Here is a 16545-nt window from a genome sequence, read left to right as displayed (position 1 = left end):
TAATCTAATTCAAAGCCTTTGCTTCGGTGAAGGCTTTTTTATTTGACCTTAACCGTACGACATGTTTTAATTTTGCGAATTGTATATGGTTAAGAAGAGACAAAATGAAACGTAATTTATCCTTGATACTAGCAGCTGTAATCGCTGCATCATTATCAACACCATCCCTGGCGGCGGGTTTGAGTAATGAACAAGTTTGTACTGCAGGTCTAGCACTGGCTCTCGACAAGCAACCACGCGGTATTAAAACAAAATCAGCATCGGGTAAGCGTGTGTTATTGTCTGTGAAGGATTGGCAAAGTGATTGGGACTATCGCTGCGATGTGAGCAGAGGCAATAAAACCATTAAAATTGAAGCGAGAGATACTCGCCGAAATGATAGCTATCTAAATCAAACAATACGTTACAAGGTCACTGATAACGCTCGTAGTATTGAAGTCATCATGAAAAAACGCAAAGCAGGTGTGAAGAGTGAGACTTACAAAGCGTATCAGCTAAAAAGTTAGCCAAATCAAACAATACCGATCAAGAGGGCTTGTATATCTCGGTTCCATGTTCTGTCATTGCCATAGTGATCTAAATCTCGTACTAATGCTAAACTAACGTTAGTCAGCGTGATTGAGCAACAGGGAGCTTGGCTTGACGGAATTCCAGTCTAATCAAATCAATGTAAAACGGCATGCTGAGAACCCATTGCTGTGGTCAGTACTCAATGTCGTAGAGCGGCAAACCGAAAGTATCAAGGTACATAGTTTGTTTGCCGTCCTTGCAGAACAACAACTGATTCCCGTACTCGACGATAGTGCAGAAAAAGATCTATTCAAGCGTAACTTTCTGATTATGAACGCGCTATATCAGCTTCAAGCCTTACTCGTTCCAGAAAAATGGCTTCAAGTAGAAGCGATGGATATACGAATCATGCCATTTAACGCCGCTCAGCACGCAATCGCTGATAATGACCCTCTTAGAGACTACTACTTGGATTGGTCTCACTATGAAGCCGACAATCACGAAATTAAGCGACTACTTGAACAGTTTTGGACACGCTATAAAGAGTATGTGGGCGTTACGGATGTGACAATGTCACATAAGCAGGCGCTAAACTGTTTCGGGTTAGATGAAAACGCCTCGTCGAGAGAGATTCGCCAGGCATGGAGGCGCTGCGCATTGAAGTGGCATCCGGACAGGCCCGGCGGAGATAGTGAAAAATTCAGGAAATACTGTGAGGCGTGGTCAATCCTTAAGGAGTCATGACCACGCGGCTCTAGTTAGTATCAAGCACTACTATCTTGGTTGACGCATTTTTGCTGCTCGAAGGCGATTCAAACTCGCTAAAACATCGACGACGCGTGGCTTTGCCAGATCGCCAGAATTTGGCATGTTGCCACTCCAATTGTCCTCTAAGATTGATTCAATCGCTTTTGGTGGATGCATTGACCACCCAGGTTGTTGTGCTAGTTGGAATAGTGTCCAACCAATAGCATTCAGTTCTGAGTTAGACTCAAGTTGCTCTAGTGCTTCTATATCAATGGTTTCTTTACCAAACCTTAAGCTTTTAGCCCCTTTGCCTGATACTCGAAACTTACCATCGACAAGAAGTTGTTGAAGGTGAGCGCAATCCACATGCCTCGGTGGGATGAGCTCTAGTGGTTTTTCACACTCGTTTTGACGCTCCGTTGGGTGCAGTTTGATGACTTCACGAGCTTTCTCGGTTACGTCAACAGCTTGGTAGTCTTGCATTTGAATCACGGTATCAGCAACGTCTAAGTAGTCACCCGATCCCCCCATAACAATAATGGTTGAGATATTGAGTTCGTCTCTCAATTGACCTACACGATCTACGAATGGAGTAATTGGCTCGTCGCCTTTTGAAACGAGCGCTTGCATGCGTTCGTCACGAATCATGAAGTTGGTTGCCGATGTGTCTTCGTCAATCATTATCGCAGAAGCCCCCGACTCAATAGACTCTTGAAGCCAGGCTGCTTGCGACGTTGAGCCAGAAGCGTCTTGAGTACTAAAATCTGTGGTCTGCTTACCGAATGGTAAATGATTGATGTAGTTGCTCAAGTTGAGATTATGAATAGAGCGACCGTCTTCAGCTTTGATCTTACAAGCGTCATTGAGAGTAACCACGCCTTCACGGCCATCTCCTGGTATATGATCGTAAATCGAACGTTCAAGAGCGTTCAAAAGCGTCGATTTACCATGGAAACCACCACCAACGATGAGAGTGACGCCAGCTGGTATCCCCATGCCTTTGATAAAACCTTGGTTAGGGCGGTGAAGTGTTACTTCCATCGAACTTGGTGATGTAAACGGGATAGCATCTTTCATTGGATAGTCACAATTACCGGCCAAACGAGGCAGTACACTGCCATTAGCAACAAAAGCGACGAGATTGTTTGCTTCCAACTGCTCACGAAGTGCGACTTGATCTTCAACGACTTCACAGTGATGTTTTAAGTCCGCAATATCGAGCTCTCGTTCAAGCGTCGCTTTACGGATGTACTTAGGAAGATGGAAAGTAAGAATGTTGGATGCCTTCTTCGCGAGAATTGAGCGACCTTCTGCAGGTAAGTTCACTCTAAAGCGAAGCTCAATACCTTCTTCGGTGAAAACAACGGACGTTGAATCAAGAACTGTCTGACCCGTGATAGAGACAGAAACAGAGTTTTCCTGTTTAGCAAAAGCAGCAAACTGACGCGCGATATAGTCACGTGCAGCAATTTGATAGGCAGGAGACTGTTCTTTTAACCATTCCAATCCTGTTGGCGCCCATTTGCGAAAAGCGCGGACTCGTGACGCCGCAGCGTAAGGATCCGATTGAACATGATCGATGTGAAACTCAAAATCGGTGAAATCGTAGCTTCCTTTAATTTGTTGGTAAGCACGATAGTTTTGCTTTTCGATTTTTTTAAGTTTGGCGATTAATAGATCCATATCGAATGTCTCGGATTTCAAAAGGTTGGTGCGCGATTATAGGAGGCGAACCTCCTGCGGTAAAGGGTTTGGTTCAATAATAGCAAAAGCAAAGGCTGTTAGCGGTTCATGGAAGAACGCAGCGACGTTCAACGAATGATAAACTGAGACGGAGATGGATACTGTTTTTGTATTTGAATCTCAAAAATGTCTCTAGGCATAGGTTTAGCGTAATAAAAGCCTTGTCCAATATCACACTGTTCATTCAAGACAAATTGATGCTGTTCTTGTGTCTCGACTCCTTCAATAACGACTTGTTTCTCCAACTTTTTAGCGATAGTAATGATCGAACGAAGGATAGATTTGTCCTGGGCGTTATCAAGGATATTTGCTAAGAACTCTTTATCGATCTTCAGAGCGTGGAAAGGAAGATTCTTTAGATAATTAAAAGAGGCATAGCCAGTACCAAAATCATCGAGCGCAAACTTCACACCTTGCCGAGTTAAAATTTCCATGTTGTTCTTAGCTATATCAAAGTTAGATACGAGGCAGCTCTCTGTCAGCTCAAGTTCAAGGTTGTGAGGCGGAAGCTCATATTGCTCTAAGAGAGCCGTTACTTTGTCTGCGAAAAGAGGTGAGCATATTTGTTTGGCTGAGATATTAATCGATAGGCAAAAATCGGAAGCGAACTCTATCCATTCAGAAGCTCGATCAATTGCATTGCGCAGCACAAAGTAGCCTAATTCTATGATCAAACCGTTTTGTTCCGCCATGTGGATCAGAGCTTCATTAGATACGTCACCTAAAACCGGATGCTTCCAACGTAGTAACACTTCTGCACCTATCCACTTTTGCGATTCAAGCTCAACCTTGGGCTGGAAATAGAGAATGAGATCGTCGTTTCTAACGGCTTGAATTAAATAGTGTTCGAGTTGATTGAATGCTTTTTGGTCTTGTTGATCAGCATGGGTAAAAAAGGAAACAAGCTCTCCTGACTCTTTACAGGCTAAAGCAGCGTGAAACGCATTGTTAATTAATTGGTTGGCATCTTGGGTATGGTAAGAGTTGGCAACACCCATGTACGTATGTAAATGGACTTCTTGTCCATGAAACTGAAAGCCTTGTTTCGCAATGCTTGCTATCTGTTTACATAGTGTTGGCAAGAACTGTTCGTCTAAAGCGGGGACAACGGTCGCTAAAGCGAGTTCAGTTGTAGAGATCCTGGCGAAGTAGTGTATCTGAGACGTTATCTCATTGACTTTTTGCTCAAACTCCGCGAGTAGTTGGTCGAGTCCCTCACATCCAATACGCGCCTGTACACGTTCACCATTCGTAAACTGTACTAAGATAACACTGAGATAGGCTTTACCTTCGATTACTATCGTGTTGTTGAACGAGGCGTTTAGTGCGTTTTCCAACCCAGTTCGGTTTAACATGTCCGTAGAATAATCGTGGCTTCGTTGGTGCAGCATTCTTTTTTCTAGCTGCCAGTTGTCTTTTCTCAAAGCTTCGAGTTCGTCTTGTGCCTGTTTCAGTAAACGTTCCTTCTCGCGCAGTTTAGTTTGATAAGCTCGTTTGATCTCTCTACTTTTGAATGACGCTTCTTTGCGCGATACCCATCTGGACAAGCGAGATTGCAGTCCGTTTAAAAAAAACACGCTTGCCAGTGGCTTACGATGGATCGCAAACACGACGCCGATGGGGTCTTTTCCAAGAGAGTAAACGTATAGGTGAGTGATTTGTTCGTCGGGCTTGACCGAAAGGAGCGAATGTAGTGACTCAAAGACTGTGTTTTCAGGAGATCGGTCAGACTCATCAAGAAGCCTTCGTCTATTCTCGTCAACATCGAAATCGTCTAAGTGGGACGAATATACTAGGTCTATCATGCCACGATATAATGCACACCAACCCCAACAAATATAGTCCGGGTCAGGTGAGTGGTTAACGTCGGAAAAATCAATGATACGCAGCTTTTCCGCACCATTCATCGTTTGCAAGATGGAAGGCTTGGTTCTCGTCATGTTCAATTACCACATCCTGTGGTTGAGTTTCGCTAAATCGTTGCGAAACGAAATGTCATTAAATGAGTATAATGAGCGCTGAAATTTAGAGAGTGCTAATTTTTACCAATCGCAAAAAACTGGCGCAATATTGACGTGTTTCTCAAGTTTGAGATGTTGTTTGGAGCTATTGAGTCGTAGCGGAGGCAAAGGGAAACGTCCTTTGCCTCGTGTATAAATATTAAGGCTTGAGGCGGGTAAGCTCGTTGATATCTACAGGTAACGTGTAATCTATATCGTCATACCCAAAACCATTTAGGTTAAGGAAGGATCGTTGGAAACCTTCGAAATCTCCAAGGTCCTTAAAGTTGTCTTCGTTCATCTGATCCAGGAGCGTCTTTACTTTTTCTTGAACGGATGGAGTTAATTCCCAATCGTCCATTCGAATCAATCGCTCACCATCTAGTGGGACAGTTTCTGAGCCATACAGCTTAGTTGAAAACAAGCGTTGCATTTGTTGAATACACTCTTCATGTGTACCTTGTTCTTTCATCGTTTGATAAAGAGCAAGTAGATAAGGTGTTAAGCCTGGGATGAATACACTGGCTTTGGTCACTAACGCTTTACACACAGCAGCATAAGCATTGCCATCGAAGTTTGATAATTCGAGGTTCAATGCATGACTTGTTTGATGAAGATCTACTTTAGCTCTACCGAGAGTGCCATCAAGGTAAATCGGATGAGTAATCTCTGGGCCTACATAAGATAGAGCAACCGTTTTAAACCCGTTAGCGATAGAGTCAGAGTTAACTAGGGTATCGATCCAGCTTTCCCAATCTTCGCCACCCATTACTTTGAGTGTGCCTTCGATCTCTTCGTCGGTTGCTGGCTCAAGAAGTTTGTTTTCCCATTGCTGAGTTTCTAAGTTGATAGAGGCACCAGAGACAGCTTCTCCAATCGGTTTTATCGCCGAGCGCCAGAACTCACCATCACCTTTTGGACGGACACCTGTCGCCAAGCTGTAAACAACGAGATCAACTTCGCCTTCAAAATAGGTTTCAATGGCTTCGATAACTTGTTCACGAACGTCTTGAGAAAAAGCATCGCCCACGATATTGATTGCTCGTCGGCCAGCCTGATTCGCACGTTGCTTAAAGTAGATGTTATTGTACCAACCGGCGCTACCTACGCCTTTCTCAGAGGGACCACGTTCGAACGATACACCAATAGTGTCTGCGTCAGCGCCACCAAAGGTGAGGGCGATTCGCGCTGCCAAACCAAATCCTGAAGACGCGCCCAAAATAAGGACACGTTTAGGTCCATTTTTGATCGGGTTGGCAGATTTAACGTAAGCGATTTGGTCATCGACGGCCTTTTTACAGCCCTCAGGGTGAGCAGATTTAGCGACGACGCCGCTGATAATCGGTTCAATTATCATTGATTACAACCTATCTAAGACGATGATAAAAATTCAAGATAGCGTAAAGTGTTGTAAATTATATTGAGCTAGGGCATCAAATTGGTGATTCTGGGCGTAAACTGGCTATCAGTTTGTTGACCAAAATCACCAAGGTACTGTTATAGGTAGGGTTGTAGGGATTCAGCGACGATTTCTGCGATGAATGGTTGAGCTTCGGCTTTAGGATGCAGACCATCCTCCATCATCCATTCTGGCTTAATAATGATTTGCTCCAGAAAGAAAGGAATCAGCGGAACGTTATGTTCTTCGGCAAGTGTTGGATAGATGTTTTCAAACATGGTGCTGTAACGTTTACCGTAATTTGGCGGAACGCGAATTTGCATTAGGAAGACTTCTGCACCTGCTTCCTGACTCTTAGTGATCAGTGTACTCAGGTTGCGTTGAATAATGTTGGGTTGGAATCCACGTAAGCCATCATTTGCACCAAGCTCAATGAGTACATAGTCAGGTTGATGTTCCGTCAGCAAACCAGGTAGTTTAGCGAGACCGTTACCTGTCGTGTCCCCTGATACGCTGCCGTTAATGACGGTAAAATCTGTTGAATCGCCGGACAGTTTATCAGAGAGCATCGTTGGCCAGCTTAGGTCGGCAGACATGTTATAGCCTGCACTTAAGCTATCGCCAAGTATCAGAATTGACGCCGCTTTTGCGTGAAAAGAGGCCAAGGAAACAAAAATAATAATCAAAGAGGAAAGTTGCCGAATCATGAGTTCTTCCATAATAAAAGCTGAGTCAGTGACCAAAGTAGTGTCTACGAAAACGGAACATTTAACAATCCTTGAAGATGTGAATCTCTCCATTGAGGAAGGGGAGACGATTGCAATCGTTGGTACATCGGGCGCTGGTAAATCGACGTTGATGACGCTTCTAGCGGGTTTAGATGTCCCTAGCTCAGGCAACATTGAGTTGCTATCAAAAACAATCTCTGATTTAGATGATGAAGCGAGAGCCAGCATTCGTAGCGAGTATCTGGGGTTTGTATTTCAGAGCTTTCTACTCATCCCGAGCTTGTCGGCTTTGGGGAATGTGACGCTGCCTTGTCTTCTTCGAGGAGAGCAAGAGGATGAAGCGAAAGCGAGACAGCTTCTAGAATCCGTAGGCTTAGGGCATCGTATCGACCATTTGCCGTCGCAATTATCTGGTGGCGAACAACAACGTGTCGCCATTGCTCGCGCCTTTATGACTAGCCCAAAGATTTTGTTTGCTGATGAACCCACCGGAAACTTAGACCAAAATACGGCTCATAAAATCGTAGAGCTTCTGTTTAACTTAAACCGAGAACATGGAACAACACTCGTACTCGTCACCCATGATTTGTCGCTTGCTCAACGCTGTGACCGCATCTTGCACATGAACGCTGGAAGATTGGAACAGGAGTAGGCTATGTCACAGGGAACACTGAATACGCGTTTAGTGAAATGGAGCTTTGATGAAATTAGGCAAGGACAACTGTGGCCGATCGCTATCTCATTGACGCTAATCATTGCGTGCATCTTCGGTCTAGCGGCTCTTGCAGAACGCATGGAACAAGTAATTGTAAAGCAGGGGAAAGATGCGCTGACAGCGGACACTATCTATATCTCTGCCAATCCAATTACTGAACAGAACAAGCAGTTCATTGAGAACTCGGGGCTAGACAGCTCCTGGTACACTCGCTTCGCTACTATGTCGTTTAGCGACAATGGTATGCAGCTTATTACGGTAAAAGCGGTGGATTCAAAGTTTCCACTTCGCGGCACGCTTACTTTGGGCTCTGATGAAGGGCAACAAAACCATGTCAGTGAAGGTGAGCTATGGCTAGATAGTCGTATTGCGGAACAGCTTGATGTTGTTCAGGGTGACGTTGTCACTATCGGCGATGCAGAGCTTGCTGTAAGCGGTGTTATTTTGGAAGAACCTGGTATTAGCTTTAATCCATTCCAGCAAATGCCGACCGCGTATATTCATCAAAGCTCGGTTGATCAAACAGGTGCAGTTCAACTCGGTAGTCGAGTCCAATTTAGAGCTTATTTGGTTGGTGATGAGCCCCAAATTGAAGCGCTAAAACAACAGATTGAGCTGACACCGAGTGATAGGTGGCGTGATCAAACGTCGGGCAGCCGTACTAACGATATCTTTGACCGTACAACTCAATATCTATCCCTAACGGTCGCTATCATCATTATTATGGCTGCGACAACACTTGTTCTAACTTGCCAAAACTATGTCCAAAGTAGGCGACAAACTGTTGCTATGCTAAAAAGCTTGGGCGCGAGCCGACAATGGTTAGTTAGGTGGTTATCGATACAGACACTGCTGCTTGTTAGCATGTCTATTGCAGCCGGCTTGGTGTTAGGGATGGGGCTTGAGACATTACTTCGGCTGCCGTTAACCGACCTCTTGCCCGACCCGCTACCAACTTATGGACTTAAGCCTGCCATTATCGCTGTCATGTCTAGCTTACTGATCGGTGTCCCGGCGTTGGGTATTCCACTGTATAAACTCATTTCAGTCTCCTCGGTAGAAGTCCTTCAAAGCGCAGACGAGAAACAGGGCGGTTGGATTAACTTGCTGGTTTTAGTGCCACTGGTACCGCTTCTTGTGGCTTACCGTGACAACAATCTCGTTTGGATAGTATTGGCTGGTATTGTTGGCTTGTTTATGGTGCTTGCGGCTATCAGTGTACTCTTCACGTTGCTACTCGGTAAGGTGTCCCTTCCTATCTCAATGAAGCTTGCTGTAAGTCGTATTAATCGCAGCAAACGACACACAGGTTTGCAGTATGGCGCACTAGGACTGTCTTTGATGCTTCTAACGACCATTTGGCTAGTCAGAAATGATCTGTTAAGTGATTGGCAAAGAACCTTGCCAGCAGATGCACCCAATGCTTTTGCTTTGAACATTGCAGAGTATGAAAAGGATGCGTATTTGGAAGCGCTTGATGGCAATGAGATTCAACGCTCTGAGGCTTTTCCTATTTCTCGCGGCAGATTAACGCTAATTAATGGCGAAGATGCTCAAAACCGTCAGAAGAAAGGCCTTGAAGAAGAGGACGCGTTAAGTCGAGAGCTTAACTTTACCTACGCGGAACAACTTCCTAGTTACAACGAAGTGCTATCTGGTGAGTGGACTGATGTCGGAGGCGTGTCGGTAGAGAAAGAAGTCGCCCAAAACCTTGGATTGCAGCTTGGTGATGAACTTGGCTTTACCATTAATGGACAAGAAGTGAGTGCGAAGGTTAACTCTATCCGTTTCGTTGAATGGCGAGATATGAAGCCTAATTTCTACTTTATTTTCACTCCCGATGTGTTGGCGAATATTCCGAGCGCTTGGTTAGTGAGTTTTAGGCTTGAAGACAAGGACAACGCGCTCATCAGTGAATTATCTCGAAACCATCCTACGGTTAGTCTCATGGACATTCGTCTGATGGGGGAGAAAATTCAAGGGTTGCTCAGCCAAATTGTATGGTCGATTACGGTATTAGCTGCGTTAGGCGTTTTGTCTGGCGTCTTGTTGATCTTTACGCTGCTTAGGTTGAGCCTATCGCAGCGCCAAGCTGAAATACGCTTGTATAGAACGCTTGGAGCGAGTCGTAAACGTATTGTAAGAACGATCTGGGCTGAATATGGGATCATGGCAATAACGGCTGGTGTTGTCGCTACGTTTGGTGCTGAGCTTGTTGTAGGTTCAATTATGACCTTTGGATTTGAGCTTCCATGGAGTTGGCATTTATCCACGTGGATCATCGTCCCCGCAATCGCTTTCTTGACTTTAGCACTGGTTCTTTTTTCATTGATAAGACAGATGCTTACTACGTCACAGAAGCAGTTCGCTTAATAGTTAGCCACCGATTTTGTTAAGTTATCCACAAAATCGGTGGATAAAGTCTTGGATAACTCAAGAGTAATATTAGCGTCAAAAAACCGTAGCCTTTGATTTGTCGGTGATGAGAGTGTTTTGCAGTGTCAGAACTGTGTCAAAAAACTTATTCACCGATTATCTGTCAAGAGAAAACATCACAAAATTTGGGATTTTTTTTAGTGATGGATAGGGCTAAAATGACGCATCATTATTACGCCAGCTTATAAGAAATGAACCAAGAATTCACAATGGCACAAAGCAGTAAACGTGTGGCAATTATTGGCGGAGGCGTCGCCGGATCGACCGTCGCGCTCTTTCTAGCAAAACAGGGCGTAGATGTAACGCTTTTTGATAAGAACAAAAGTCTTGTCAGCGGTCCACCGATTTGTCACCTCCATGCTGGTGGAAATTTATACCGCGAGATTTCTCAACAACAATGTCTGGACCTGTTAAAGCAATCGATCGACTTCGTTCGTTTTTTCCCATCAAGTGTTAATGTTCGTCCAACTGTTATTGCTGTACCCAAGGTCGACGATGGTGAACCACTTGCGCTGCTTCCAAGACTGAAGGTACTTCGCGAAGCCTATCGTGGTTTAATTAATGAAGATGCCGACAATAACGTGCTCGGCTCTCCAGATGACTATTTTCATGAGTACGATTATGAACAGCTAAAAGCGCTTTCTCAGCGTGATTGCCCTAAAGCACCATCGTCTCTAGATGAATGGCTCATTCCCTTCGCAAAGTATACTGATCTCGAGCAGCTAAAGTTCCCTATCTATGTTGTCCAAGAGTATGGGCTAAGCTTATTCCGCGTTGCCTCATCGGTTCAGTTGTGGACTGAGCAACTTGATAATTTGCATGTGAGAACGGGCGTTGTTGTCGATGATATTGAAGCTCTTGAGTCTCATTACGAGGTCTCACTGGATAACGGTGAGGTTGGGGCATTTGATTTTGTTATTAACGCGTGTGGCTTTCGAACCGGTTCAATCGACGACAAGCTTGAAATAAAACGTCAGCGTCTTGTTGAGTTTAAAGCCGCATATGTAACGAAATGGGACTCACATCAAGAAGAGAAATGGCCAGAAGTGATCTTTCATGGCAAGCGCGGCACTCCGCAGGGTATGGCGCAGTTGACTCCTTATCCAGGTGGCTATTTTCAGTTACATGGAATGACAAAAGAGATCACGCTGTTTGATAAAGGCTTAGTTGAGTCAACCACAAAAACCTCTCAGCCAGAGTTACCTCAATCGCTAATTAATAAAATCGATAAAGGTTGGCCACTCGATGTGCAGGTAGCGCGCTCAAAAAGTGCTATTCGACACGTTAGTCAGTTTGTTCCGGACTTTTCAACGGCTGAGCCTGCCGGTAAACCACTTTACGGTGCTCAGCAGATACCAGGCAACGAAGCAAGCTTGAGAACAGCGGACGTGAGCTTCGAGGGCGAGCGGTATGCTCGCTTGGAAATTGTTAAGGCTTCATCAGCGCTTATCGCAGCCAAAAAGATCATGAGTAAATGGTTTGTTCAACAACCTCAATCTATGGTTCATACTTACAGTCTGGACCCTGCGCGAGTTCAAGAGGTTGCAATGAATATCGCCAAAGAACGTGGTTACCCGGAGTCATTGGCGATCGCCTACTGAAACGCCAATTGTCTGGTTTACAAAGAGAAGTCTAAATAAAGTGTCGCAAATCTATATCGATTGCATATAATCGGACTGAGCAACACAAGGAATTTATAATGAACGTACTAGTAACAGGTGGAGCGGGCTATATTGGTAGCCACACATGCGTGCAGCTTATCGAAGCAGGTATGACGCCAATCATCTTCGATAATCTTTATAACGCAAAAGCAGCGGTCATTGATCGTATTGAGAAAGTCTCAAAGACTCGCCCAGTATTTGTGAAAGGTGATGTTCGTGACAAGCAAGCGCTTGTTGAGGCGATGAAGGCTCACAACATCGACTCAGTCATTCATTTTGCTGGCTTGAAAGCAGTGGGTGAATCGGTAGCAAAGCCAATTGAATATTACGACAACAATGTCAACGGTACCTTAGTCCTTGTCGATGCGATGCGTGAAGCAGGTGTCAAACACTTAGTATTTAGCTCTTCAGCAACAGTATATGGCGATCCGGCATCAGTGCCTATTACTGAGTCCTTCCCAACCAGCGCGACGAACCCTTACGGCCGTAGTAAGCTCATGGTTGAAGAGTGCTTAACTGACTTCCATAAAGCCAATCCAGATTGGACCATTACGTTGCTTCGCTACTTCAACCCTGTTGGATCGCACCCAACTGGGGAAATGGGAGAAGATCCACAAGGCATTCCAAACAACCTGATGCCGTTTGTCTCTCAAGTAGCCGTTGGACGCAGAGAGTACTTATCTGTATTTGGTGACGATTATCCAACCCCAGATGGTACTGGTGTACGTGATTATATCCACGTAATGGATCTTGCGGATGGTCACATTGCGGCGTTGAAAACACTCAATGGTCAAGAAGCCTTGTCTATCTACAACCTAGGTACTGGTAACGGTACGAGCGTTCTAGATATGGTGAAAGCGTTTGAAGTCGCATCAGGCAAAGAAGTCCCTTACAAAATCGTTGACCGACGCCCTGGTGATATCGCAGAGTGTTGGGCAGATCCAACGAAAGCTAACCAAGAGCTCAATTGGACGGCTACGCGCACACTAGTCGATATGACTACTGATGGCTGGCGTTGGCAGTCGCAAAATCCAGAAGGTTATCCAGAGTAAGACGTTTGATTTGCTTACCAATCTTTTAACAAAAGGCGCTAAATGCGCCTTTTTTTGATCTGAGTCGCTTAATTTATCGATTAAAAAGTAACATTTTGTTGAATATTTGATAAAATAGGTTCAGTACTTAATTTAACCTGTAAAATTAGTCTTGACGTACAAGGGGACTCCATGGAGTTAGCACTCATCATTACTTTCGTAGTAGCAGCGGTTGTAATGGTTAAAAAAGAAATGGCTGCAAAATAAGCTTCATTCATACATTTTGTTTACATACCTTTTAAATGAATGAAATTATTAACAAAAACCGACGTAAGTCGGTTTTTTTATGCGTGAAATTTGCGTATTCAACAACAAACTTTTCTTATCGTCACGAACAAAAACAATCGTTGTATTTTTCGCTGCTAAACTCTTAAGGTGCACGCTCTTTCCGGTCGTTCGTAACCGGCGTTTCACACTCATAAAACAAAAAACCTAAAAGAGGATACTGCCATGCGCATTGCGATTCTATCTCGCAACGAAAACTTGTACTCAACTCGCCGCCTAAAAGAAGCAGGGGAAGCGAGGGGACATCAAGTGGATATCATCGATACCCTTCATTGCTATATGGACATCACAAGTAGTAACTCTAAAGTCCGTTATATGGGTGAAGAGTTGCCACAATACGATGCGATTATTCCACGAATTGGTTCGTCTATTACTTTCTACGGTACCGCGGTTGTTCGTCAGTTTGAAATGATGGGTACCTTTTGTGTAAACGAGTCAGTTGCAATCAGCCGTTCTCGCGACAAGCTACGCTCATTGCAGTTGCTTTCGCGTAAAGGAATTGGTTTGCCACGTACTGGTTTCGCAAGCAAGCCTGACGACATTCCAGACCTGATCAAGAATGTCGGTGGTGCTCCTCTTGTTATTAAGCTACTTGAAGGCACACAAGGCATTGGTGTGGTATTAGCGGAAACGCAAAAGGCAGCAGAAAGCGTTATCGAAGCCTTTATGGGGCTAAAAGCAAACATTCTGGTGCAAGAATTTATCGAAGAAGCCAATGGCGCAGACCTTCGTTGTTTTGTTGTCGGTGGAAAAGTGATTGCGGCAATGAAACGTCAGGGTGCCGAAGGCGAATTTCGATCAAATCTACATCGTGGCGGTACTGCACAGCTTATCAAGCTGTCGAAAGAAGAACGCGCAACAGCCGTGGCGGCAGCCAAAGCGATGGGGTTGAACCTTTGCGGGGTAGACATCCTTCAATCAAAAAATGGTCCAGTGGTAATGGAAGTAAACTCATCACCGGGTCTAGAAGGTATTGAGAACGCGACGGGTAAAGATGTGGCGGGCCTAATCTACGAATTTATCGAGAAAAATGCCAAGCCAAACAACAACAAGACGAAAGGACGTGGTTAAAAATGGCAAAAGAGCTTGTCATTGCGGGCGTAGATATACGCCCAGGTGAGCGTAAAGAAATCAACATCCCTGTAGCGAAGCTGTACACAGATTCGGAAGTATCCATTCCGATTCAAGTCATCCGAGCTAAAAAAGAAGGACCAGTGGTGTTTGTTAGCGCTGCGGTTCATGGGGATGAACTTAATGGTATCGAAATCATTAGTCGTCTTATTGCAGAGAACTTGAAACTGCAATGTGGCACCTTGATTTATGTGCCTATGGTCAATGTTTACGGTGTACTCAATCAGAGTCGCTACATGCCTGACCGTCGAGACCTAAACCGTTGTTTCCCAGGCTCCAAGAAGGGCTCGTTGGCAGGTAGGCTTGCTCACATCTTTTTGGAAAGCGTGGTTTCTCACTGTGACTATGGCATTGACTTGCACACGGGAGCGATTCATCGCTCGAATTTACCTCAAATTCGAGCCAACTTAGAAGACGAAGAGACAAAGCGTCTAGCGGAAGCGTTTGCAGTGCCTGTATTGCTGAATGCGAACATTCGCGATGGCTCACTACGTGAAGCGGCAGTTAACAATGGCGCCAGAGTGCTTTTATATGAAGCGGGAGAGGCTTTGAGATTTGATGAGCTGTCAATTCAGATGGGTGTCAAGGGCGTACTTCGCGTACTAAAAGCCTTGGGAATGACCCGTAAACGAGTTTCTAAGGCGAAAACGGAACCATTCATTGCTAACCGTAGTGATTGGACTCGGGCGGGTGCGAGTGGGTTCGTTAAGGAATACGTTCAGCTTGGATCTATGGTAGAAAAAGGTGAAGTGCTTGCTGATATCAACGGACCATTAGGTAACAACATCAAGCAAGTAAAATCTAACCGAGCAGGCATCATCATTGGCAAGCAAAATATTCCTCTTGTTCAAGAAGGGGAAGCCATGTATCACATTGCGTATTTTGGAGATAGCGCAGAAGAGGTATTTGAACATATCGAAATCATGCAAGACTCGATTGTTCCAGTAGAACCGAGCATGTAACACTATGCCAAATACATATAACGACAGAATGATCATTGGTAACTTGGAGGTATGTAGTCTTCCAGAGTTAGGTATTTTTGACTTGGAAGTGCGTATCGATACAGGCGCGAAAACGTCGTCTCTGCATGTTGATAACCTCAAACGAGTCAAACGTGATGGTCGCCTTTATGTTCAGTATGATCTGCACCCTGATATCTACCATCTCGATGAAATCGTTCATTGTGAGTCTTTGATTCATGATTCGCGAAGAATTAAGTCATCGAACGGCGATTCTGAGCAGCGTTGTGTCATTCAAACGCTGTTTAGACTGGGTGATAGGGAATGGCCAATCGAGATAACCTTGAGTAATCGCCAAGATATGTCTTATATGATGCTGCTAGGGCGCGAGGCCATGGTCGACAAAGTGTATGTAGACCCAAGCCGTGCGTTTCTAATCGATTAATCGACTATTAATCAAAAGTAACTGTTTAGCCGCCTTTGTGCGGCTTTCTTGTTAGCCGACAATGGATACTTTAGCGGCCAGTAAACGGGTAAAAAAAAAGTAGAGCACTGGGCTCTACTTTTGTGTTTAGGAGGAAAGATCACAACATTTATGCTGGCTCTAAAACGTCATCATTCTCCATTTCGTAGTCGTAGTCTTTCGGAGTTTCATGAAACTTCGACTTACTGTTCAACGTATGGAATGCTCTTCTTCCGCGTGCTAAGCGTACGTATTTAAGCCAGGTATGTTCCAGTTTGGACTTCGCCTTACTCGGGTTCACGATCACTTTTGTGAAGTGTTTTTCTTCAGCGTTTTCTGGAGTAATGTCACCACGTTCAAGTGCTAACATTGTTTCTCCATAAGTCACTAAGATGTCTTCTTCAATAAGTGTAAAGTCACCCGATTTCGCGAATCCGCGTGGGAACTTTACTGCATCAAAAAAACGTTTCTTGCCGTGGCGAAATAGAGTTTCAGTCATAGAGACCTCAAAGCAAATAGGTAGTAAAGCAAGGGTATTCAGGGAGCTAGAATGCCATCCAAAGACGTCGTTAAAGCCTTAGAATCCCGTGTTGGTTCGATGCTGAAAATAGTTGGAAATGACAAAGAAAGATAACGAATTGTTTTTGTCGAACTCACAAATTTTATTTATGCTTAAA

Annotated in this window: 14 protein-coding genes; 9 read left to right on the top strand and 5 right to left on the bottom strand. The window is 44.5% G+C overall.

What is annotated here, in order from left to right; genetic code table 11:
- The first annotated feature begins 104 nt into the window (after nucleotides 1-104).
- Together AC6I8U_RS16730 and AC6I8U_RS16725 are read left to right on the top strand one after the other, a co-directional pair.
- On the top strand, nucleotides 105-506 hold the full coding sequence (locus AC6I8U_RS16730) for a hypothetical protein (protein ID WP_042471662.1): 402 nt from the start codon (nucleotides 105-107) through the stop codon (nucleotides 504-506).
- Between the two features lie 133 nt (nucleotides 507-639).
- Nucleotides 640-1254 carry a DNA-J related domain-containing protein gene (locus tag AC6I8U_RS16725; RefSeq protein WP_498018973.1) on the top strand — a complete coding sequence of 205 codons (615 nt, stop codon included), beginning with the start codon at nucleotides 640-642 and terminating at the stop codon, nucleotides 1252-1254.
- A gap of 30 nt (nucleotides 1255-1284) precedes the next feature.
- On the opposite strand, the gene AC6I8U_RS16720 is transcribed toward AC6I8U_RS16725, so the two are convergent.
- The 4 genes from AC6I8U_RS16720 to AC6I8U_RS16705 form a co-directional block, all read right to left on the bottom strand.
- The gene (locus tag AC6I8U_RS16720; protein ID WP_498018972.1) at nucleotides 1285-2940 is read right to left on the bottom strand and encodes a P-loop domain-containing protein; all 1656 of its coding nucleotides are present in this window, start codon (nucleotides 2938-2940) and stop codon (nucleotides 1285-1287) included.
- Between the two features lie 128 nt (nucleotides 2941-3068).
- The gene (locus AC6I8U_RS16715; protein WP_498018971.1) at nucleotides 3069-4940 is read right to left on the bottom strand and encodes a putative bifunctional diguanylate cyclase/phosphodiesterase; all 1872 of its coding nucleotides are present in this window, start codon (nucleotides 4938-4940) and stop codon (nucleotides 3069-3071) included.
- Between the two features lie 220 nt (nucleotides 4941-5160).
- On the bottom strand, nucleotides 5161-6357 hold the full coding sequence (fabV, locus tag AC6I8U_RS16710; RefSeq protein WP_498018970.1) for an enoyl-ACP reductase FabV: 1197 nt from the start codon (nucleotides 6355-6357) through the stop codon (nucleotides 5161-5163).
- A 140-nt stretch (nucleotides 6358-6497) separates the two neighbouring features.
- On the bottom strand, nucleotides 6498-7106 hold the full coding sequence (locus AC6I8U_RS16705) for an arylesterase (protein ID WP_234496739.1): 609 nt from the start codon (nucleotides 7104-7106) through the stop codon (nucleotides 6498-6500).
- Between AC6I8U_RS16705 and AC6I8U_RS16700 the strand changes: the two genes are divergently transcribed.
- From AC6I8U_RS16700 to AC6I8U_RS16670, 7 genes are all read left to right on the top strand, one after another.
- The gene (locus AC6I8U_RS16700; RefSeq protein WP_234496740.1) at nucleotides 7105-7779 is read left to right on the top strand and encodes an ABC transporter ATP-binding protein; all 675 of its coding nucleotides are present in this window, start codon (nucleotides 7105-7107) and stop codon (nucleotides 7777-7779) included. The two genes, AC6I8U_RS16705 and AC6I8U_RS16700, sit on opposite strands and share 2 nt — an antisense overlap.
- 3 nt (nucleotides 7780-7782) lie before the next feature.
- The gene (locus AC6I8U_RS16695; RefSeq protein ID WP_498018969.1) at nucleotides 7783-10215 is read left to right on the top strand and encodes an ABC transporter permease; all 2433 of its coding nucleotides are present in this window, start codon (nucleotides 7783-7785) and stop codon (nucleotides 10213-10215) included.
- A 254-nt stretch (nucleotides 10216-10469) separates the two neighbouring features.
- Complete coding sequence (locus tag AC6I8U_RS16690; RefSeq protein WP_498018968.1) at nucleotides 10470-11879, top strand: FAD-dependent oxidoreductase; 1410 nt, start codon at nucleotides 10470-10472, stop codon at nucleotides 11877-11879.
- A 98-nt stretch (nucleotides 11880-11977) separates the two neighbouring features.
- Nucleotides 11978-12991 (top strand): UDP-glucose 4-epimerase GalE, encoded by a 1014-nt coding sequence (galE, locus tag AC6I8U_RS16685; RefSeq protein ID WP_498018967.1) that lies wholly within the window; start codon nucleotides 11978-11980, stop codon nucleotides 12989-12991.
- A gap of 489 nt (nucleotides 12992-13480) precedes the next feature.
- The gene (rimK, locus tag AC6I8U_RS16680) at nucleotides 13481-14386 is read left to right on the top strand and encodes a 30S ribosomal protein S6--L-glutamate ligase (RefSeq protein ID WP_498018966.1); all 906 of its coding nucleotides are present in this window, start codon (nucleotides 13481-13483) and stop codon (nucleotides 14384-14386) included.
- 2 nt (nucleotides 14387-14388) lie between these two features.
- The gene (locus AC6I8U_RS16675; protein ID WP_498018965.1) at nucleotides 14389-15408 is read left to right on the top strand and encodes a succinylglutamate desuccinylase/aspartoacylase family protein; all 1020 of its coding nucleotides are present in this window, start codon (nucleotides 14389-14391) and stop codon (nucleotides 15406-15408) included.
- Between the two features lie 4 nt (nucleotides 15409-15412).
- A complete protein-coding gene (locus tag AC6I8U_RS16670; protein WP_042471642.1) occupies nucleotides 15413-15850 on the top strand; it encodes an ATP-dependent zinc protease family protein in 438 nt (145 codons plus the stop codon).
- A gap of 148 nt (nucleotides 15851-15998) precedes the next feature.
- Here the strand turns inward: AC6I8U_RS16670 and AC6I8U_RS16665 are convergent, their stop codons facing one another.
- Complete coding sequence (locus tag AC6I8U_RS16665) at nucleotides 15999-16367, bottom strand: MaoP family protein (RefSeq protein WP_234496745.1); 369 nt, start codon at nucleotides 16365-16367, stop codon at nucleotides 15999-16001.
- Nucleotides 16368-16545: the final 178 nt, after the last annotated feature.

This window comes from Vibrio sp. KUL80, from assembly GCF_059725495.1.
Note: the sequence above shows the minus strand (reverse complement) of the source record. Positions and strands in the feature narration are given on the sequence as shown.

Coding starts and splice junctions, on each gene's coding strand:
- AC6I8U_RS16730 (WP_042471662.1), top strand. CDS start 105: ATGAAACGTAATTTATCCTTGATACTAGCAGCTGTAATCGCTGCATCA.
- AC6I8U_RS16720 (WP_498018972.1), bottom strand. CDS start 2,940: ATGGATCTATTAATCGCCAAACTTAAAAAAATCGAAAAGCAAAACTAT.
- AC6I8U_RS16715 (WP_498018971.1), bottom strand. CDS start 4,940: ATGACGAGAACCAAGCCTTCCATCTTGCAAACGATGAATGGTGCGGAA.
- fabV (WP_498018970.1), bottom strand. CDS start 6,357: ATGATAATTGAACCGATTATCAGCGGCGTCGTCGCTAAATCTGCTCAC.
- AC6I8U_RS16700 (WP_234496740.1), top strand. CDS start 7,105: ATGAGTTCTTCCATAATAAAAGCTGAGTCAGTGACCAAAGTAGTGTCT.
- AC6I8U_RS16705 (WP_234496739.1), bottom strand. CDS start 7,106: ATGATTCGGCAACTTTCCTCTTTGATTATTATTTTTGTTTCCTTGGCC.
- AC6I8U_RS16695 (WP_498018969.1), top strand. CDS start 7,783: ATGTCACAGGGAACACTGAATACGCGTTTAGTGAAATGGAGCTTTGAT.
- AC6I8U_RS16690 (WP_498018968.1), top strand. CDS start 10,470: ATGAACCAAGAATTCACAATGGCACAAAGCAGTAAACGTGTGGCAATT.
- galE (WP_498018967.1), top strand. CDS start 11,978: ATGAACGTACTAGTAACAGGTGGAGCGGGCTATATTGGTAGCCACACA.
- rimK (WP_498018966.1), top strand. CDS start 13,481: ATGCGCATTGCGATTCTATCTCGCAACGAAAACTTGTACTCAACTCGC.
- AC6I8U_RS16675 (WP_498018965.1), top strand. CDS start 14,389: ATGGCAAAAGAGCTTGTCATTGCGGGCGTAGATATACGCCCAGGTGAG.
- AC6I8U_RS16670 (WP_042471642.1), top strand. CDS start 15,413: ATGCCAAATACATATAACGACAGAATGATCATTGGTAACTTGGAGGTA.
- AC6I8U_RS16665 (WP_234496745.1), bottom strand. CDS start 16,367: ATGACTGAAACTCTATTTCGCCACGGCAAGAAACGTTTTTTTGATGCA.